Raw genomic sequence first — 18,507 nt, 5'->3', positions numbered from 1 at the left:
ATTAAATTTCCTCCCCTTCCTCATTCAACATTGGAATGTATTTTATTACAAAATTATGATATGGTGTTTTAAAGTGTTTTTCATGGAATTCGTTAAAAATTCTATTTTTAAGTGCTTTATACACTTGTAAACTATTTCTTTTTTCTGCTTTATGAATGTTTTTAATTTCAGAAACTTGATTTAGTCCTAATTTTTCTTTTTGTTTATAAAGATCAAATTTTAATTTTGATATTTCATCATAAATGCTCATTTTTTCTTGTGCATTCATTCCTTTTGTAGATAAAATAAGTTTTGAAACTTTTACATCATATTGTTTTGCAAAATATTTATATTCATTATTACGGACTTTAGCACATCTTTTAGCAATTTGAATTTGTTTTTTATAAGAAATATTTTTATAACTTCCATAAATAGAAAAGTAATCTTTTTCATATTTTGTAGTTAGTTTATTAATTTCGTCAAAATAAATATTAATTTTTTGTTTTTCATCAGATGTTAATTCTTTATTATTCAATGAATCTTTTATTAATTTTGCATTAGATTTTCTTAATTCAACAATTGAAGAATAGTAATTTTTATTAAGTTTTCTTAAATTGAGAATACCTTTTTTCTTCATTTCAGAATATCATGAATTAAATTCTTTTTTCTGAGAATTAATAAATTCTTTGTATTGACTAAATTCTTTTTCTAATTCTTGAATATTAGATGTAGAATTTTCTTTTTTCATTTCTTTTAGGGTCTTTTTATAAAATTCTTTTATTGATAAGTTGTTTTTGATATTTGATAAATTAATAATAGAATCAGCATTTTTTGAATTATTTTCCAATCATTCATTTGATAAGAATTTTTCTTTCTTTTCTCAAGTTTTTGTTTTATGTGATTTTTTTACTAATTTGTGGTATATTTTAAAGTTTTCTCAGTATTCTTTATTGAATCAAAGCACAGCTTGTTTTTTGATTCAATCAATAGGTCTAAATGAGTAAAACATTAATGATAGTGCGGCCATAAACACAATTAATCCAGTTATAATAGGACTAAAGTCACGAGAAATACCTCTTACTGCTTGGAAACTTGGTTGTGCAGAGTTAAGGAAGGCATATAGAATAGATGTAACAACTGTACCAATTGGGTTATTTAAAGCAATTAATGCGATAGCAATACAGTCAAAACCTATATTAAGTGGAGCTGCTGCTAAAGATATTTTCTTTTGTTGAATTACTAGATAGTAGAAACCAGCTATACCAGATAATGCTCCTGAGACAAACATAACTAATATAATCATTAATTTTTCATTAATACCTACATATTTAGCATTTGTTTTATTTAATCCAATCATTTTAATTTTGTAACCTAATGTTGTCTTTGAATAAATAAATCAAATTATTAACATTAATAATACAACAAAAGCAATACCAAAGTAAATGAAGTTATCAATAACTTGTTGAGATAATGTTATTACTCCTGTACCAAATGGTGGATTTAATCATTGTTTAATGAAGTTATCTGGAGTTCCTGTTGGGAATAATACATCATTTGTAGAAGTAAAAATTCAGATAGATAAAAATGTAATTATTCAGTTAATAAAAATTGTAGAAATAACTTCGTGAACATTGAAAAATGCTTTAAGCACACCTGAAAGTCCGCCAGCTAAACCACCAACAATAATTGAAAGGAAAAACATTCCGATTAGATATGATGATGAAATATCATCTCTAGGAACTCTTGCTCCAATCATTACAGCGAAAAATATTACACCTGGTAATAACATTTGTCCAGGGACACCAATGTTAAACAATCCTGATTTAAATCCGATAGCGACCGCTAAACCGGAAAAAGCAAAAATTATAAAGAATATTAATGTATTTTTATAAGTTACACTTGAAACAGAAAAGTTAAAAATATCTATAAAGAATGAGAAAAAATTAAAACTATCATCAGTCGATGTTCCCAATCCTATTAAGAAGTATAAAATGTTTGCTAAAAATAAACCGATAAAAACTGCTCATAATGATGAATAAAATTTTCTTCTGTTTGTTTTTTTATCTTCAAACATAAAATATTTTCTTGTTTTTTCTAAGGAAGTAACTACTTTTTTGCTAAATGTATTTGGTTGTTTATTGTTTTTAATAACATTATTTGTCATTTTCATTACCTCCTTTGTGAGCCATATAAAGTCCAATTTCTGTACGAGATAAGTTTTTAGCTTCTTTACATGCTACAATTTCACCTGTGTTTAAAACAGCAATCTTGTCAGCTAATGCTAAAACTTCATCTAATTCATAAGAAATTAATAATATAGCTTTACCATTTTCTTTTTCTTTAAGAATTCTTTCATGAATATTTTTAATAGCTCCAACATCTAGACCACGGGTTGGTTGAAGGATTAAAATAAAATCATGAGGGGAATTCATTTCACGTCCGACTATGAATTTTTGTTGGTTACCACCAGATAGTGAACGAGATTGTGAATAACCTTTTCTTGCACCACGAACATCGAATTTTTCAATAATATCCATGGTTTCATTTGTAATTTCTTTATTTTTGAAGATTCCGAGTTTATTATATTTTTTATCTCATAATCTTCTTAAAACTGTGTTTTCTTTGATTGTGTAATCAAGCGCTAACCCATGTTTATGTCTATCACTAGGAATAAAGCTAAGTCCTAATTCAGATATTTCTTTAACGCTAAGCTCATTAATTTTTACAAAGTTTTCATCGCTTTTCTTTCTTGATTTTCAAAGATTTAAAGCTAATATTAATGCAAAGATAAATGCAAAGCATGTTATAGCGCCACCAAGAACATATAAAATTGTTTTTTGAGATATATCATTCATAGGTGCTAAAAACATTACTATAGCAACATAAATAGAGAATAATATACCTAAAAATAATGATATATTTTTCATTCTTTTCTTTTTATAAACCTCAACTGATTTTTCTTTTATTAAGTCAGTTTTTTTCAATAAAATGTCACCAGATGTAGGTTTTAGCATACCACTTATTACATATTCTAAGTCATGTTGACCATTTCCCTCAACACCAGCTATAGCTACAATTTCACCTTTTTTAACATCTAAAGAAAGATTGCGTAAAGGTTTTTCACCATTTGTAGATACATTTCTTAAACTTAAAATAACTTCATTATCTGTGGTATCTGTATATTCATTTCTAGCTATTTCAACTTCACCGCCAACCATACGATTAGCCATTTCCTCAATGGAAACATCAGCAACTTTAAAGTTCCCTTTAACTTCACCATGTCTTAAAACTGTAGCATTATCGGCTACTTCTTTAATTTCGGCAAGTTTATGAGAAATAAATAAAATTGTTTTTCCTTGGCCTCTAAATAACTTGAATGTATTAAGAAGACCTTGGATTTCTTGATCAGTTAAAACTGCTGTAGGCTCATCAAAAATTAAAATTTCTGAATCACGGTAAAGCATTTTCATGATTTCAACTTTTTGTTGTGTAGCCACGGTTTCTTTACCAGTCATTCTATTTAAATCAAAATGTAAGTCAAACATTTCTTGAATTGTTTTAATTTTTTCAATAGCTGGTTTATAATCGATAACTTTTGAATATTTTTTGTTATCTTCAGAACCTAAAACTATGTTTTCTAGGTTTGTGTAAACATCAACAAGTTTGAAGTGTTGGTGAACCATCCCGATTCCTAATCTATTAGCATCGTTAGGTCCTGAAATTAACACTTCTTTATCATTAACCTTGATAATTCCTTCATCTGGTTCATAAAGACCAAATAAAATTGACATTAAAGTACTTTTACCAGCTCCGTTTTCACCGATAAGAGCATGTATAGTACCTTTCTCAACTGAAAAGGAAATATCTCTATTGGCTTTTATCGAACCAAAAGATTTAGAAATATTAATGAATTCAATAGCATTAACAGTTGTTTTCATTTTCCTCTTTTCTAAAATTTAAAAAAATAAGATACCTTATTTGAAGTAATTATACATTAATAATGTATATTTTCTATTCTCTTTTTCTGTAAAAATATACATGGACAACTTATTTGGACTCCCCTCCTTATAAATTGTCTATTTTTTTGATTAAGAATTTAAAGCATAAAATTGATTAGGAGTTAATCATCCTAAATTAGATTGAATTCTTTCCGAATTATAATATTCAATAAAATCTTTGATAATTACTAATAATTCATCATATGAAGTTGTGTTGTAATTAACAAAATTTAAACATTCAGATTTTAAAATCGAGAAGAAATATTCTGCTTCTCTATTGTCTAGAGAATTGCCTACTCTACTCATCGATATAGTCCCGTTTTTAGAATTAATTAATTCAATATACTCTTTTGAAGTGTATTGATAACCGTGATCTGAGTGAATTATTCATGGTGAATCAAATTCTAATTCTTTTATATGCGAAATAACAAGTTCAGTATCATTTCTGGTTGAGACATTATAATTTAACACTCTTTTTGTTTTATAATCTATTGCGACTGATAAAAATAAGTGATTTAATACATATTTTAAATCGTAAGGAACTTTTAGGTATGTAACATCTGTTGCTACAATATTTCTATTTTCTTTATCGTTATAATCTCTTTTAACTATGTTGTCACATTGTGCAGAAGTATTTTTAATTTCTCTTTCTTTTTGTTTTTGTCTAACTCTACATTTAAGGCCTATTTGTTTCATTCTTCTTCCTATTGTTCTAGAAGAAATCTTAATACCGTATTCTTTTTCTAATACAGCAGAAATTCTAGCTCTTCCAAAATTTCTTTTGTGCTTGTAAAACACTTCTTTAATTTCATTTTCATATTCAATTTCTTTATCTGAATTTTTAGAAGTTTTTTGGCTTAATAAATTAAATAAAGTGCTTCTAGACATGTTAAAAGATTTAGCTATTTCAGCTTTACTTGATTTAATATTTTTGATTTTGTTCAAATCTTCTTCAGGAATATCTTTGACAATTTCTCCATATTTTTGTCAAATTTCTAGTATTGTAACCATATCGTCTTTTGAAATCTTGTTTCAATTAACTTTTGTATTTTTTCTTTTTCTTCCACGTTTATCTTTTGATAATTTGTAAACTACTTCTTTATTCATATTATGTAAATTATAATGTTTTATAAATTCAATAATTTCCATTAATTGATTTTTTGGTAGTTGAATATTTGTGGCTATTTCAAATAAATTTATGAATTTTTCATAAGGAAATTTATTTCTTTCTATAGTGAGAATACAATTGAATAATCTTTCCATTAATGATTTATTCAAAACAATTTGCTCTTTTATCATAACTTTTACAGTCTAAATAAAGTGTCCTAGTTTAAAAAATGGAATTAATTCCAATTTATACTTTGTTAAGTAAAAAGATGAAAAAAGTACCAACAAATAATGGTACTTTTAAATTATTTTTTAATATTATTGAACGATTTTGTTAATTTCAGCTACCACTGCATCAGCAACAGCAACACCTGTTACTGTGTCAACACCTGCTTGTCCAGGTAATGTTGAGTTAGTATAAACAAAGTTCTTTGTTTCTTCATTAGCACTTAAAAATGCTGTTTTGTAATCATTTAATTTTTGGTTTACGTAATTTCTTTCATCTTCATTTGATAATGTACTTGGAGCATATCCTACTCAGTTGTTTGATAAATCACCAACTAATGCTTGTACTTTTGTAGCCTTTGCATCGAATACATTTGTTGGATTATTAATTCCAAAAATTGTGAATAATAAAGCATCGTAAACTGTTTGACCTAAATTCTTTGTAATAGATGTGATAAATAATCCTTCTTTACCAGGGAAAGCTTTAGATTGGTCAGCATCAACACCAATAATTACTGAATTATTACCGTTTGATTGTGATAATTTTGTAACAAGGTTTGCTGTAGCTGTACCAGCAACAGGTAAAATAACTTTAGAATTTGTTTGTAATGCTGCTGTAATTGCAGAATCCATTTTAGGGTCAGCAGCAAATCCTGAGTTAATTTCTAATTTATTATCAGGTCCAGAAGTTTTCACTTGTACTTTAGCATCTGCATTAGCTTTATCGTAAGAGTAAATTCCTTTTACATAACCATTCATAAATGCAGTAACCCCATCATAGTTACCACCACCAAATGTTGTAGTTGTTTTGTTTGTTCCTGAATATTTTACTAAATAATCTGAAACAGCTTGTCCAACTACATATGCTGGAGCTTGAACTTTATATGATACTGTGTATAAGTCTTTAAATGGAACTGTAATTTGATCAGGTTGAATGTTGTAATCAAGTCCAATAATTTTTACATTATTTTTGATTAATTGTTCTGAATTAGCATTAATAAATGCTGGTAATTCGTCACCATGTGCATAACCAGATAAAATTCAAATTTGTGTTCCGGCTGCTAAAAGAGCAGAATATTGGTCTGTAAGTTTTGATCCTGTAACTGGTTCAATTGGTTTAGCAACAAGTTTTTTGTCAGCTGCTTTAAATTGATCGATTAAATCAAGAACAGCTTCTCATCCTGATTGGTTAAATGATTGGTCTAAAATATCTCCAGATTCAGTAATGAAAGCGATTGTAGGAACTTCTTTTAATTCTTTAATTTTTGATTCTAATGTATCGTTTACTTTAATAACATCTTTTGTGATACGTTTATCTTTTTCGATGTATTTTGCTTGACCACCATTACATGAAACTGCAACTAATGGTAATGCAACTGCTGAAACTCCAGCAAGTCCAATAAATAATGATTTAAATTTTTTCATAATTCTCCGTATTAATTAATTAATTAATTTTTATATGAACAAATCGATTTGTTTTCTTTTTCTATCATTTTATATTTGTTCATAATTATTATAAATTAATAAAAACCCTTATATCCTAATAATAAACAAAAAATGAAACCTTTTCCACATTTTTCCATATTTTAAGAAAAATGTGGAAAAATGCACTTTTTCGCTAAAAAATTATGGTTTTTTCTTCAAAATTGATTAAAAATATCTAATTTTTAACTTCTAAAAGGTTATCTACTAATTGAAAAACCCTTATTTATAAGGTTAAAAAGCTAGTTCAATTAGTTTTTTATTCAAAAAATTTAATAAAAAAGCAAGTTGCCTTGCTTTGTGGATTAAAAATTATAAAACATATTTTTCTGGATGTTCTTTTTGCATTTTATCGATGAATTCTTTTTTATCCATAATTATCTTCTTAATATGTTTCTCATTTTTTAGGAAAATTTAAATATTTTTTTGCTTTCATATAATATTTTTTACACAAACGACATTAAAAAAAACACTAAACTAGTGTTTTTCTACTCATCTAGTCATATTTCATAAAATGCTATTAGTGTATAAATACATATTAATATAATCTTTTCTAGTAATTTGCTTTGAATTTAATAGTTTAACAAAGGTATCTTGATAATTAATAGGAATTGCTCATCCATAATCATCTACAACTTTTTGATATTCTTCGGTTGTTAAAATATTTAAATCATACATTCAATCTTCTTTATATTCAAACACTTGATTATTGTTATTAAATCATTGTAGGAAATTAGATTTATATTTTAATAAATCATTATAAACTTCTTTTACTACTGTAAGAAAATTTTGCATTTTTTCTACTGGAATATTTTGATCCATTTGATATTGAGTTTTGATTTCTTGTAATACTGGTAATGCGTAATCTTGAAGTTTATACACTAGTCTAGTTTCATCTTTATCAATACTTTCTTTATCAAAACTTGGTTTGATATCTGGTTTTGCATCTGGATTATTACATGCTACTACACTAAGGGGAATAATACTTAGTGGAATAACACTTCCACCAAACATTAATAATTTTTTAATTAAATTAAATTTTTTCATATTTTTGCTCCTGAATATATTCATATATTTTTATTTTACATAAAATAGAATTTCATATTCAAAAAAATAATAAAAAAGCAAGTTAACTTGCTTTGTGGATTAAAAATTATAAAACATATTTTTCTGGATGTTCTTTTTGCATTTTAGCGATGAATTCTTTTTTATCCATTGAACCATATTTTTCCATTAATTCAACACATTCATCATATTCTTGCATTGCTCATGTTGCATCTTCGAAACCATCTACTGAAGTAATACCTTCACGTTTTCAGTTTTTGTATGTTGAGAAGAATGTTTTTACAGTGTCAAGAAATGGTAATGGTAAATCACTAAGATTTTGGATATGGTTTAATCTATAATCATCTGCATGTACTGCGATAAGTTTAGTATCAGTTTCTCCATCATCAATCATCTTCATTGCTCCGATAATACGAGCATTAAGTGATACTCCTGGAATAAATGTTTCTTCTGAGTATAATAAAACATCAAGTTCATCACCATCTCAGTCTAATGCATTAGGAACAAATCCATAATTACATGGATATACAAAATCACCTCTTAAGATTCTATCCACTTCGATTTGATTAGTTTTTCTATTGTATTCGTATTTAATTCTAGAATTCTTTTGAATTTCAATTTTTACTTGGATTTCTTTTTTCATATCTATATAGTAGCACAATGAATAAAAAAATATAAAAAAATAATTGAAAATTATTTTTGTGTGTTATAATACTTAAGCAACAAGCAATAAGAGTTGCCCAGGTGGTGGAATGGTAGACACAAGGGACTTAAAATCCCTCGGTAGCAATACCGTGCTGGTTCAAGTCCAGTCCTGGGCACCAATATCTTATGCGCCCTTAGCTCAGCAGGTAGAGCAAATGGCTTTTAACCATTGGGTCAGAGGTTCGAATCCTCTAGGGCGTACCATTTCAAGAAATTGACCTAAGCTTCCTTAAGCGGAAGTTTTTTTATTGCTTTTATGAATTATTAAAAACACATCTTTTTAATTTTAAAGATGTGTATTTTTAATTAATATTTACGCATTACATTTAAATTAACCATACTTCAAATATCAAAAATAAATCATATAAACAATGATGCACATTGCATGAGCAAAGTTGCTTTAGTATATTGGATAAATTCATCTTCGTTTCTTGAAACAGTTATTATTCTAGTTAAATAAATAATCAATCCTAATTTTGTAACTACAAAAATAAAACCAAATAATGCTATACCTACATAAACTACCAGTTTATAAAAATCAATATCTTCAAATGAATTAATTCTTAAATATGTACCAACAGTTCTAGACATATATATTAGAGCAATAAAACAAACCACTAATGCTATTTCCGAAATAAGAACTAAAATTTGCATTCAAAAATATCTATCTAAATTTTCTCTAGTATCCATTAAAGCCCTTCCGTTACCAATCGAATATTCTTCCAATTATTCATTTAATTATTAAATAATAAATAAAATATTTAATACAGTAATATAGGAATATAAATGCAAATATTATTATAGCTAATGGTCAGTAAATCAATCATAATCATCAACTATCTTGTCAATCAAAAGGATCGAATCTAAACATCATAATAGCAAAGGTAACTAATATAATTGCTATTAGAATCAATATTACAAAACACAAAATATGATATATCGAAATATCATTCATAATCTCACCTCTACTCAATAATATTATTAACTATTCAAATTATAATATATTTAACTATTGAAATTTATGCATTAATGAATTATTTAATATATTTGTAAAATAAAAGTTTTGTTTTAAGCAAGACAATTTTTATTCACAAAAATTAACTTGAAAGCGATTTAAAAGAATAAAAGTACCTGTATTTATAAGGCAGCATGTTAAAGTATCTTAAAACATTTAACACTACATAAATGCTTATATATAAGTCAAGTAAAAAGTACAAAAAAACCTAGAGATTTCTCTCTAGGATAAACAAAGGTCAATAAATGAAATGGTGCGAACGAATGGACTCGAACCATCGACCTCACGATTATCAGTCGTGTGCTCTAACCAGCTGAGCTACGCTCGCATATATGCATGCATATTATACCACATAATTGTAATTTGCATGCAAAAATTATTAAGTTTATTAACGTTTTGAGAATTGTCTTGCACGACGTGCAGCACGTAAACCTGGTTTTTTACGTTCTTTAGCACGAGCATCTCTTGTAAGCATTCCTGCTTCTTTAAGAGCTGCACGGTAGTCAACATTAGCTTCTAATAAAGCACGAGCAATTCCAAGTCTAATTGCACCAGCTTGTCCACTAAGTCCTCCACCGTTTACATTAACACTAACATCAAATGTTCCAAATGTATCAGTTAAAACAAATGGTTGGTTTGCATCTTTTAAGTAAATATCAGATGTTAAATATTCTCTAGCATCACGGTTGTTGATAACAAATTTACCTGTTCCTGGTGTAAGTCTTACACGAGCAACTGAAGATTTTCTTCTACCTAAACCACGGTACATTACATTATTAGCCATAATTATTTAACCTCTAATCTTTCTGGATTTTGAGCTGCATGTTTATGATCTGGTCCAGCATAAACAAATAAGTTTCTACGTTGTTTGTTTCCAAGTTTTGTGTGTGGAAGCATTCCGCTAACAGCTTTTTCAATTAAAGCTGTAGGTCTTTTAACTCTTAATTTAGCAGCTGTGATTGATTTAAGTCCACCAGGGAATCCTGAGTGTGAGTAGTAAATCTTGTTTTCTTCTTTGTTTCCTGATAATACAACTTTATCTGCATTAATGATAATTACATTATCACCCATGTCAGCATTTGGTGTAAATGTTGGTTTGTTTTTTCCTCTTAATACTGATGCTACTTGAGCAGCTAAACGACCAAGAACTTGTCCTTCAGCGTCAACAACATATCATTTTTTGTTAGCTTGTTGAGTGTTTACTATTGTAGTTTGTCTCACGCTATCCTCCTACGTTAATATAAAATATTTGGTTCGGTTAATTTTTTAAATTGCTTATTAATTATAACATACAAAACTTATAATATTAAAGTTTTTTTATTATTCTAATAAACCTTAAAAATAAGGTTTTTTGTTTATATAAAAAGTATTTATTGAATTTTTATTTGGCTTAATAAATAAATTGCTGCGGTTTCAGCTCTTAGTATTCTACTTCCAAGCGAAATTGCTTCAACACCATTTTGTTGTGCAAGCAATATTTCATCTTGACTAAATCCGCCTTCTGGTCCAACTAAAAATAACACATCACTTTGAATTGGTTGAGGCAGTGGAATAGAAGTAGCAATCTTTTCATGTGCAATAAATTTTGCTGCACATTGCATTTGAATCACATCTTCAAATTTAGTCAGTGGAAGAAGTTCAGGAATCTTATTTCTAAAAGATTGCTCAGCAGCATTTTTTAAAATAGTATTAAAGCGATCATATTTTGCACTAAATTTATTAAACTTAACTAAATCATGTTGAGTATATTGCGTTAGCATTGGAATAATTTTACTTACTCCAAGTTCAGTGGCTTTTTGCAGTGCTCACTCAAATCGATCTAATTTAATTACACTTAGAGCTAAAATTACTTCATTATTTAATTCATGATTTTCTTCAAGTTTTTGAATTATTTGAGCATTGTTATTATCATCTAAAACACAAAGATAAAATTCATTTTGATAAACACAAATAAATTGTTTTTCTTTAGCTCGAATAACCATTAAGTGTTTAATAGTTTCTTTATCTAATATAAAAGTATCATTAACTTTTGTATCAACAAAAAAGCGATTCATTATTCCTCATTCATAATAGCTTCGTAATCTTCAAGACTTCCTCTGAATAAGAAGCTTTTTTGTGGTGATTGAAGTTCAAGTATAACATCAGCACATTGGTTAACAAATGCTCTGTTATAAGTTGTAAATATTGCGCCACCTTTAAATCCTTTAACTCCCTCAATAACTGAGTCAATACTTTCAGCATCAAGGTGATCAAGTGGTTGATCTAAAATAATAAAGTTAGATTCAAGTAACATCATTCTAGAAAACATTAATCTAGCTTTTTCTCCCCCGCTAGTTACTCTAACTTTTTTGAAAACAGAATCATTGTTAAAAAGCATACGACCAAGGAATCCACGCATTCTAGCATCATCATTTTCTCTGTTTTCTTTTTCTTTATTTTCAAGAGGTCATTTTGAAATTCATTCTAAAATGTTTTCGTCAGTATCAAAGTATTTAGAGTTATCATTTGGGAAGTAACTTGGAGTAATTGTTTGACCTCATTCAATACTTCCACTGGTTGGTTGAATAATTCCAAGTAAACATTCTAGTAATCTTGTTTTTGCAATATCATCTTCACCAACTATAACCATTTTTTCACCTGGCTTAAGTGAGAATGATACGTTTTCAAAAACTGTTTCACCTTTATCATTTTTATAAGTTAAGTTTTCAACATTTAAAATTTGTTTACCGTGATCTCTATTCATTTCTCATCTAACAAATGGATATTTACGATTTGAAGGTTTAATTTCATCAAGTGAAATCTTTTCAAGTGCTTTCTTACGTGAAGTAGCTTGACGAGATTTTGAAGCATTAGCTGAGAAACGAGCGATGAATTCTTTTAATTTTTCAATTTGAGCTTCTTTTTTAAGGTTTGATTGTTTCATCATTTCTCTTGCAAGTTCTGAAGATTGTTTTCAGAATGAGTAATTTCCTGTGTAAATTTTAGCTTCATTGTAATCAATATCCACAATGTGAGTACAGATTGCATCTAAGAAATCACTATCGTGGGAAACAACAATAACAACATTTTGGTAATCAATTAAGAAGTTTTCAAGTCATCTAATACTTCTAAGATCCAAGTGGTTAGTTGGTTCGTCCATGATTAAAATATCAGGGTTTCCAAATAATGCTTTTGCAAGTAAAACTTTAATTTTTTGGTTAGCAGTAAGTTCACGCATTGGAACTTCTCATTTTTCTTTTGGTATATGTAAATTAGCAAGTAATTCTTGTGCATCATTTTCAGCAGTTCATCCACCAAGCATTCCGAATTTTTCTTCTAAATCAGCTGCTCTTTCATAATCTTTATCAGTTGCATCTGGATTCATGTAAATTGCATCTTTTTCTTCTTTAATTTGGTATAAATCAGTATTACCCATAATAACAACTTCAGTTACATTCATATCATCATAAGCATTATGATCTTGAGAAAGTACTGAAATACGTTTACCTTTTTCCACAATAATTTGACCTGAAGATGATTCAATATCTCCAGCAATCATTTTTAAAAATGTAGATTTACCAGCACCATTAGCTCCGATAATTCCATAGGTATTTCCTTCAACAAATTTTAAGTTAACATTTTCAAATAATTTTTTGTCACTAAAAACTTTTGATAAATTTTGAACTTCAATCATTTTTGCCTCCTTATATTAATTGCTATATTATATTTTAAATTTTAGAAAATTATAAAAAAACCTTCGAATGAAGGCGATTAGGCATCAAAGTTACATAACTCGATGTCGGCTCGGTATTATTATATACCTAAGTTGAATTTTTTGCACAAAAAATCACTACTTTTTAGGTAGTGAAATTTTCTTATAATCTATTTTTTAATTCTGCAAAGTAATCAACATATGCTTGTGCAACTTTATCAAGTGTGTAGCATTTGCATTCTTCTTGTGCAACAGCAACTGTTTCAACTGCACATTCTTCTTTAGCAGGACAAGCTTCTGTAGTTTCTTTTTCAGCTGCAAGTCTTTCTTGGTAAGCTAAGATTGCACATTTTGATTTCTTTTCATCAACTGGTCTGTGGTAATTGTTTGCATTTTCATTTGCTTTACAGTTTCCACCACAGCATGCACCACCAACTGGTTGCATAACATTTTCTTCTCTTGTTTCCATTGAAAGAAATTCATCATTGTTTTCTTCAGTTACTTTTTCAACAACTGCTTCTTCTTCTTTTGTTGCTTTAAGTTCTTGTTCAACTTCTTTGACATTTTCTACAGCTTTTTCTCTAGCTTCTGCGATTTCTTGTTCTCTTCTTACGATGTTAGCTTCGTCTTGAAGGCATTTACATTCGTCTTTTGGACAAGCACAATTTTCTTTTCCACAGTCACATTTCATTTTTACTACTGAAACAATTTCTTCAACAATAACTGGTTTTTTGTTTTTAATTTTTTCAATAATAACTTCTTCAGCTACTTCTTCAATTACAGGAATTTTGTTGAATACTTCAAATTCTTCTGCTGTTAATTTTCATTGTCTTACGTGTTTACAGTTTCTGAAGTTTTTTGAACATCTAAGGCATCTTTTCATATCTGTCTCCATTTCTTCTAAGTCTTTGTCTTCAAATGTAGGTTGAGATACATATTGAATTATGAATTTTCTCGGTCTATTAGAGAATCTTCTAATTGGATAAAGTTTACTACTACGCAACACTTTATGTTGATTATCTCTAGTTCTTGAGTTTTCCATATATAAATTATATGAAATTTTACTATTTTTAGCTATAAAATTATCTGAATTTGCTTTTTTTATTTCCTGTTGGTTACTGGGAGATATTTCTTGTTGTTTTTTAAGCTCATTTTCAGCATCCATTTCTAGAAAACTAGGTGTGTTGTCAACTATTTCTGGTTGAATACTTTGATTTAAAGCTTCTTGCATTTTAGCTTCCTGTTGAATTTTTTCTTGCTCAATTTCTTCCAGTCTACGTTTAATTGAATTGTAAATATCAATTAAGGTTTGTTCTTGTTCCTGGATTGATTTGTACGGATCCATAGGCATAGTTGCAAGAATTTGCTTAAAGACTGGATCACTACGCATTTCCTTAGTAATCATTGATTTAATACCAATACGGTTAGAAAAGATTCTAAGTAATACTCCATAAGCAATATCATCAATCATTGCATCAAATGCTTTTGTACCTTCTTCAGTATAAATTTGGTATGGGTTCTTTTGTGAATATTGCACAAGGTTAACATTTGAACGTAATTTATCCATTTTATTAATATGTGCCTGTCATTTTTCATCCAAGGTTTGTAAAATTGTTTCTTTAAGTAATTTTAAAATTTCTTCTTCTGAAGCATTCTCAAAGGCATTTTCTTCTCATTGTTTATAAACTGTTAGTACAATATTTGCTATGTATTCAGGTAAATCTGATTCATGTACTTTGGAGATTTCATTTAAATCAAAATTAAACTTAATTAAGCTTCCAATATTTTCGTTTAAGAAATTAACTAAAGCAGCATAATTATAAGTATTATTATGAAGTTTATATTCACCTCTTCTTACAATACTTCTAGCCGAGGAAGCAATCATTCTTTGAACAATAAACACTATGTCACTGCTATAAAGGATTAAATCTCTTTGAGCATAAATTAAATCACGTTGTTGTCTAATAACGTCATCGTAATTTAAAACTGATTTACGAGAATCGTAGTTAAATCCTTCAATTTTCTTTTGAGCATGATTGAATGCAAAACGTAATTGCTTATTAGTTACTTCTTTCCCTTTACTATCAGCATAAGCTTCTTTAAAACTTTCATAGTTAGCAAATCTTTGCATTAATTGGTCATCAATTGAAACATAGAATTTGCTTGTTCCAACATCACCTTGACGGCCTGAACGCCCTCTAAGTTGGTTATCAATTCTTCTTGATTCAGCTTTATCAGTTCCGAGCACATATAATCCACCTTTAGCAATTGCTTCTGGTGTAGGTTTAATGTCAGTTCCTCTTCCCGCCATGTTAGTTGCTATAGTAACTGAAGCAACTTCACCAGCATGTGAAATGATTTCGGCTTCTGAAGCATTTTGTTTAGCATTAAGCACTGTATGCGGAATCCCTTTTTTCAATAACATTTTATGTACTATTTCAGAATCTTCAATTTGAGCTGTACCAACAAGCACTGGTTGACCTTTTTGGTAAAGTTCCACAATTTTTTCAACTACTGCATTTCATTTATCTTCAGCTGTTGCAAAAATCGCATCTGGTTCATCAACTCTAGCAATTGGTTTATTAGTAGGAACTACATTTACCCGCATGTTGTAGATATCAATGAATTCTTGTTCTTCAGTTTTTCCAGTACCAGTCATTCCACAAAGTTTTTTAAACATACGGAAGAAGTTTTGGTAAGTAATAGTTGCTAAAGTTTTATTTTCTGGTTCAATTTCAACCATTTCTTTAGCTTGAATTGCTTGTTGTAATCCTTCTGAGTAACTACGACCATCCATAATACGTCCGGTAAAGGCATCAACCAATTCAATTTTTCCTTCACGAACAATGTATTCAACATCAATTCTCATTATTTTATGTGCTCTAAGTGCGTTTTGCACAAGGTGCACTGTTTCAGAGTTTTCAATATTGTAAAAATTAGGTGTTCTATAAAAAGCATTAGCTTTTGCTATTCCTGAGTGAGTTAAAGCAACCGCTTTAGATTCTTCATCAATAATGTAATCATTACGATTTAAAGTTCTAACAAATTGGTCAGCTGCAAAATACGAAGATGTATCTTCAGCATCCCCTCCTGAAATAATAAGCGGTGTTTTAGCTTCATCAATTAAAATTGAATCAACCTCATCAATTAGACAGAATTGAAGTGCTCTTTGGACTTTTTCTCTTCCATCTTTTACCATATTATCTCTAAGGTAATCAAATCCAAGTTCAGAGTGCACTGAATAAGTAATATCAGCTGCATAGGCTTTTCTTTTATCATCAGTATTCATTTGAGCTTTGTTAATTCCAACACTAAGACCAAGGAAATTAAATACTGCTCCCATTTCAATTGCATCACGTTCAGATAAGTATTCGTTAACAGTTGAAACAATTGCTCCTTTTCCTAATAAGGCATTTAAGTAAACTGGTGCAATTGAGGTAATAGTTTTACCTTCTCCAGTTTTCATTTCTGCTACAGAACCTAAATCAAGAAGTAATCCTCCAAGCATTTGGACATCATATGGACGCTTACCTAAAATTCTTTTTGTCGCTTCTCTAGCTACCGCAAAAGCGTCATTTCTAATATCATTAAGTGTGTATCCTTTAGCAAGTAAATCTTTAAAGAATTGTGTTTTGCTCTTTAATTCTTCATCGCTAAATTTTTCAACAATTGGTTCAAGTTGATTAATCTTTTTTAAAGATTTTTCAGCTATTCTCATTTCTGTTGTTTTAAAATCTCATAATTTGTTTAAGTTACTCATAATGTTTAAATTATACTATAGTGCCTTTTTTATGTAATAAAAAAGATAATGTACTCAGATAGCTTTTTCATAAGTAATTTAATGAAAAAACCAGCTTTTGCTATTAAGCAAATGCTGGAGTAAAAATAACAATAAAAGCTTTTTAACTTAACACTTTAAGATCATTAGCTAAATTTTGAATAATTACATCGATTAGTTCTTTAGTCATTTCCACTTGATATTTCTCAAATTTATCTCTTTCGTCATCGTTTTTTTCAAACATATCTTTATCAAATGTTTTAATAAGCGGAGTCTGTACTGAAATATTATTTCTTAATTCTTTTAAGTCTTTGACAATGGCTTGTATAATGTTTTGATATGTATTTTGAAGCCCATTTATTGATATTAAGTTATTCATAAAAATATCACGATATTTTAATAATTCATTTTTATATTCTTCATGCAAAATGTTTTCATTTTTCCTACTAAAATTACCTAAATATTCATGCTTATTTATAATTATATTTTTATTATATAACTCACTTGCAGTGGCTGATATTTTATTAGAAAAAGGATTGATTTTATAACCAATATTGTAAATATCAGCTTCCAATGTTTCGATTAATTCTTTATTTAAGTTTTTATTTTTATGGTTCAAGGTTGGTAAATTTAAAGATAAATAAAACAATAAAGTGGAAGGTATTTTTATTGAAAATGGACCTTCTAATAAAACATCGTCTTTATTTAATGATTCTTGTAACAATAAATTAGTTCTGTTTTCTAACTTGAATGTGAAAATCATACTGTATGCTGCATAAATATCCATTAAAACTTTATCCAAAAATAAAATACCTAAATCTGAGTTAGTTTTTGCTATATTTTTTTGAATTTCTTGGTTGTATGTACCATTAAAATATGACATTCAATCATTTTCATCATGGTTCAAATGTTTTAGTGATTTTTGAAGCCAGAAAAATTGTATATTTTCTTTAGAATCATTAAAAGCTTTTGTAAGCTTATCATTTGAAACAAAAGAAAAATTATGTTTATCTAGTTTTTCTTTAGAAATACTTCAAACTAATTCTTCATTTTGATTATCAAATATTACATTTTTAAAAAATGCGTTAGATTCCTTCATTTTTGCAATAATCGCATCTATTGATGCAGTGTTATTAATTTGATTTTTTTCCAATTCGTTTATTAACTTAGAGAAAACCTTTAATTGTTTTTTAAACTCTGTAATAACTTGTGAGATTTCGGTATCATTTAACTTTTTACCGTCTTTTCCTTCATTACTAATTACATATTTGTATAAATTTAAATTAAATGAATCTATTGTATTTGACACTAGTGTATTAAATTTTTCTATATTTTTATTAATTTCTTCTTTATTTAACTTTTTATCTTTTTGGGAATTTGTATTACAAGAAACAACAAAAGCAGGAATTAATACACTGCTTAGTGTGGAAAGAATTAGAAATTTATTTTTCATATTTCTCCT

General features: G+C 28.1%; 13 protein-coding genes and 3 tRNA genes. 2 read left to right on the top strand and 14 right to left on the bottom strand.

The window, feature by feature from the left end; genetic code table 4:
* Position 1: 1 nt before the first annotated feature.
* The 6 genes from Q8852_RS00565 to Q8852_RS00540 all read right to left on the bottom strand — a co-directional run bounded on the left by Q8852_RS00565 (position 2) and on the right by Q8852_RS00540 (position 8,499).
* Positions 2–2,143 carry an ABC transporter permease subunit gene (locus Q8852_RS00565; protein WP_305938071.1) on the bottom strand — a complete coding sequence of 714 codons (2,142 nt, stop codon included), beginning with the start codon at positions 2,141–2,143 and terminating at the stop codon, positions 2–4.
* Positions 2,133–3,917 carry an ABC transporter ATP-binding protein gene (locus tag Q8852_RS00560; RefSeq protein WP_305938070.1) on the bottom strand — a complete coding sequence of 595 codons (1,785 nt, stop codon included), beginning with the start codon at positions 3,915–3,917 and terminating at the stop codon, positions 2,133–2,135. The genes Q8852_RS00565 and Q8852_RS00560 overlap by 11 nt, the downstream gene beginning before the upstream one ends.
* A gap of 150 nt (positions 3,918–4,067) precedes the next feature.
* A complete protein-coding gene (locus tag Q8852_RS00555) occupies positions 4,068–5,276 on the bottom strand; it encodes an IS3 family transposase (protein WP_305938069.1) in 1,209 nt (402 codons plus the stop codon).
* A gap of 126 nt (positions 5,277–5,402) precedes the next feature.
* Positions 5,403–6,734, bottom strand: a complete 1,332-nt coding sequence (locus Q8852_RS00550; RefSeq protein WP_305938068.1) for a type 1 periplasmic-binding domain-containing protein — start codon at positions 6,732–6,734, stop codon at positions 5,403–5,405.
* 534 nt (positions 6,735–7,268) lie between these two features.
* Positions 7,269–7,838, bottom strand: a complete 570-nt coding sequence (locus Q8852_RS00545) for a hypothetical protein (RefSeq protein ID WP_305938067.1) — start codon at positions 7,836–7,838, stop codon at positions 7,269–7,271.
* A gap of 106 nt (positions 7,839–7,944) precedes the next feature.
* Entirely contained in the window at positions 7,945–8,499 is a 555-nt protein-coding gene (locus tag Q8852_RS00540) for an inorganic diphosphatase (RefSeq protein ID WP_305938066.1), read from the bottom strand.
* Between the two features lie 95 nt (positions 8,500–8,594).
* Here Q8852_RS00540 and Q8852_RS00535 point away from each other — a divergent pair.
* Both Q8852_RS00535 and Q8852_RS00530 read left to right on the top strand, forming a co-directional pair.
* Positions 8,595–8,680 (top strand) — tRNA-Leu (locus Q8852_RS00535).
* A gap of 9 nt (positions 8,681–8,689) precedes the next feature.
* Positions 8,690–8,765 (top strand) — tRNA-Lys (locus Q8852_RS00530).
* A 102-nt stretch (positions 8,766–8,867) separates the two neighbouring features.
* On the opposite strand, the gene Q8852_RS00525 is transcribed toward Q8852_RS00530, so the two are convergent.
* The 8 genes from Q8852_RS00525 to Q8852_RS00490 all read right to left on the bottom strand — a co-directional run bounded on the left by Q8852_RS00525 (position 8,868) and on the right by Q8852_RS00490 (position 18,498).
* Positions 8,868–9,251 carry a hypothetical protein gene (locus Q8852_RS00525; protein ID WP_305938065.1) on the bottom strand — a complete coding sequence of 128 codons (384 nt, stop codon included), beginning with the start codon at positions 9,249–9,251 and terminating at the stop codon, positions 8,868–8,870.
* Positions 9,252–9,827: 576 nt separating this feature from the next.
* Positions 9,828–9,904: transfer RNA gene (locus tag Q8852_RS00520), tRNA-Ile, on the bottom strand.
* Between the two features lie 60 nt (positions 9,905–9,964).
* Positions 9,965–10,360, bottom strand: coding sequence for a 30S ribosomal protein S9 (gene rpsI, locus Q8852_RS00515; RefSeq protein ID WP_305938064.1), 396 nt, complete (start codon positions 10,358–10,360; stop codon positions 9,965–9,967).
* Positions 10,361–10,362: 2 nt separating this feature from the next.
* The gene (rplM, locus tag Q8852_RS00510) at positions 10,363–10,797 is read right to left on the bottom strand and encodes a 50S ribosomal protein L13 (RefSeq protein ID WP_305938063.1); all 435 of its coding nucleotides are present in this window, start codon (positions 10,795–10,797) and stop codon (positions 10,363–10,365) included.
* A gap of 149 nt (positions 10,798–10,946) precedes the next feature.
* The gene (locus tag Q8852_RS00505) at positions 10,947–11,630 is read right to left on the bottom strand and encodes a 16S rRNA (uracil(1498)-N(3))-methyltransferase (RefSeq protein WP_305938062.1); all 684 of its coding nucleotides are present in this window, start codon (positions 11,628–11,630) and stop codon (positions 10,947–10,949) included.
* Positions 11,630–13,249, bottom strand: coding sequence for an ABC-F family ATP-binding cassette domain-containing protein (locus tag Q8852_RS00500; protein WP_305938061.1), 1,620 nt, complete (start codon positions 13,247–13,249; stop codon positions 11,630–11,632). The genes Q8852_RS00505 and Q8852_RS00500 overlap by 1 nt, the downstream gene beginning before the upstream one ends.
* Positions 13,250–13,430: 181 nt before the next feature.
* The gene (secA, locus tag Q8852_RS00495) at positions 13,431–17,027 is read right to left on the bottom strand and encodes a preprotein translocase subunit SecA (RefSeq protein ID WP_305938060.1); all 3,597 of its coding nucleotides are present in this window, start codon (positions 17,025–17,027) and stop codon (positions 13,431–13,433) included.
* Positions 17,028–17,169: 142 nt separating this feature from the next.
* Positions 17,170–18,498, bottom strand: a complete 1,329-nt coding sequence (locus Q8852_RS00490) for a hypothetical protein (protein ID WP_305938059.1) — start codon at positions 18,496–18,498, stop codon at positions 17,170–17,172.
* Positions 18,499–18,507: the final 9 nt, after the last annotated feature.

Source organism: Mycoplasma seminis, assembly GCF_030718845.1.
Taxonomy (GTDB): domain Bacteria; phylum Bacillota_I; class Bacilli_A; order Mycoplasmatales; family Metamycoplasmataceae; genus Mycoplasmopsis; species Mycoplasmopsis seminis.
Note: the sequence above shows the minus strand (reverse complement) of the source record. Positions and strands in the feature narration are given on the sequence as shown.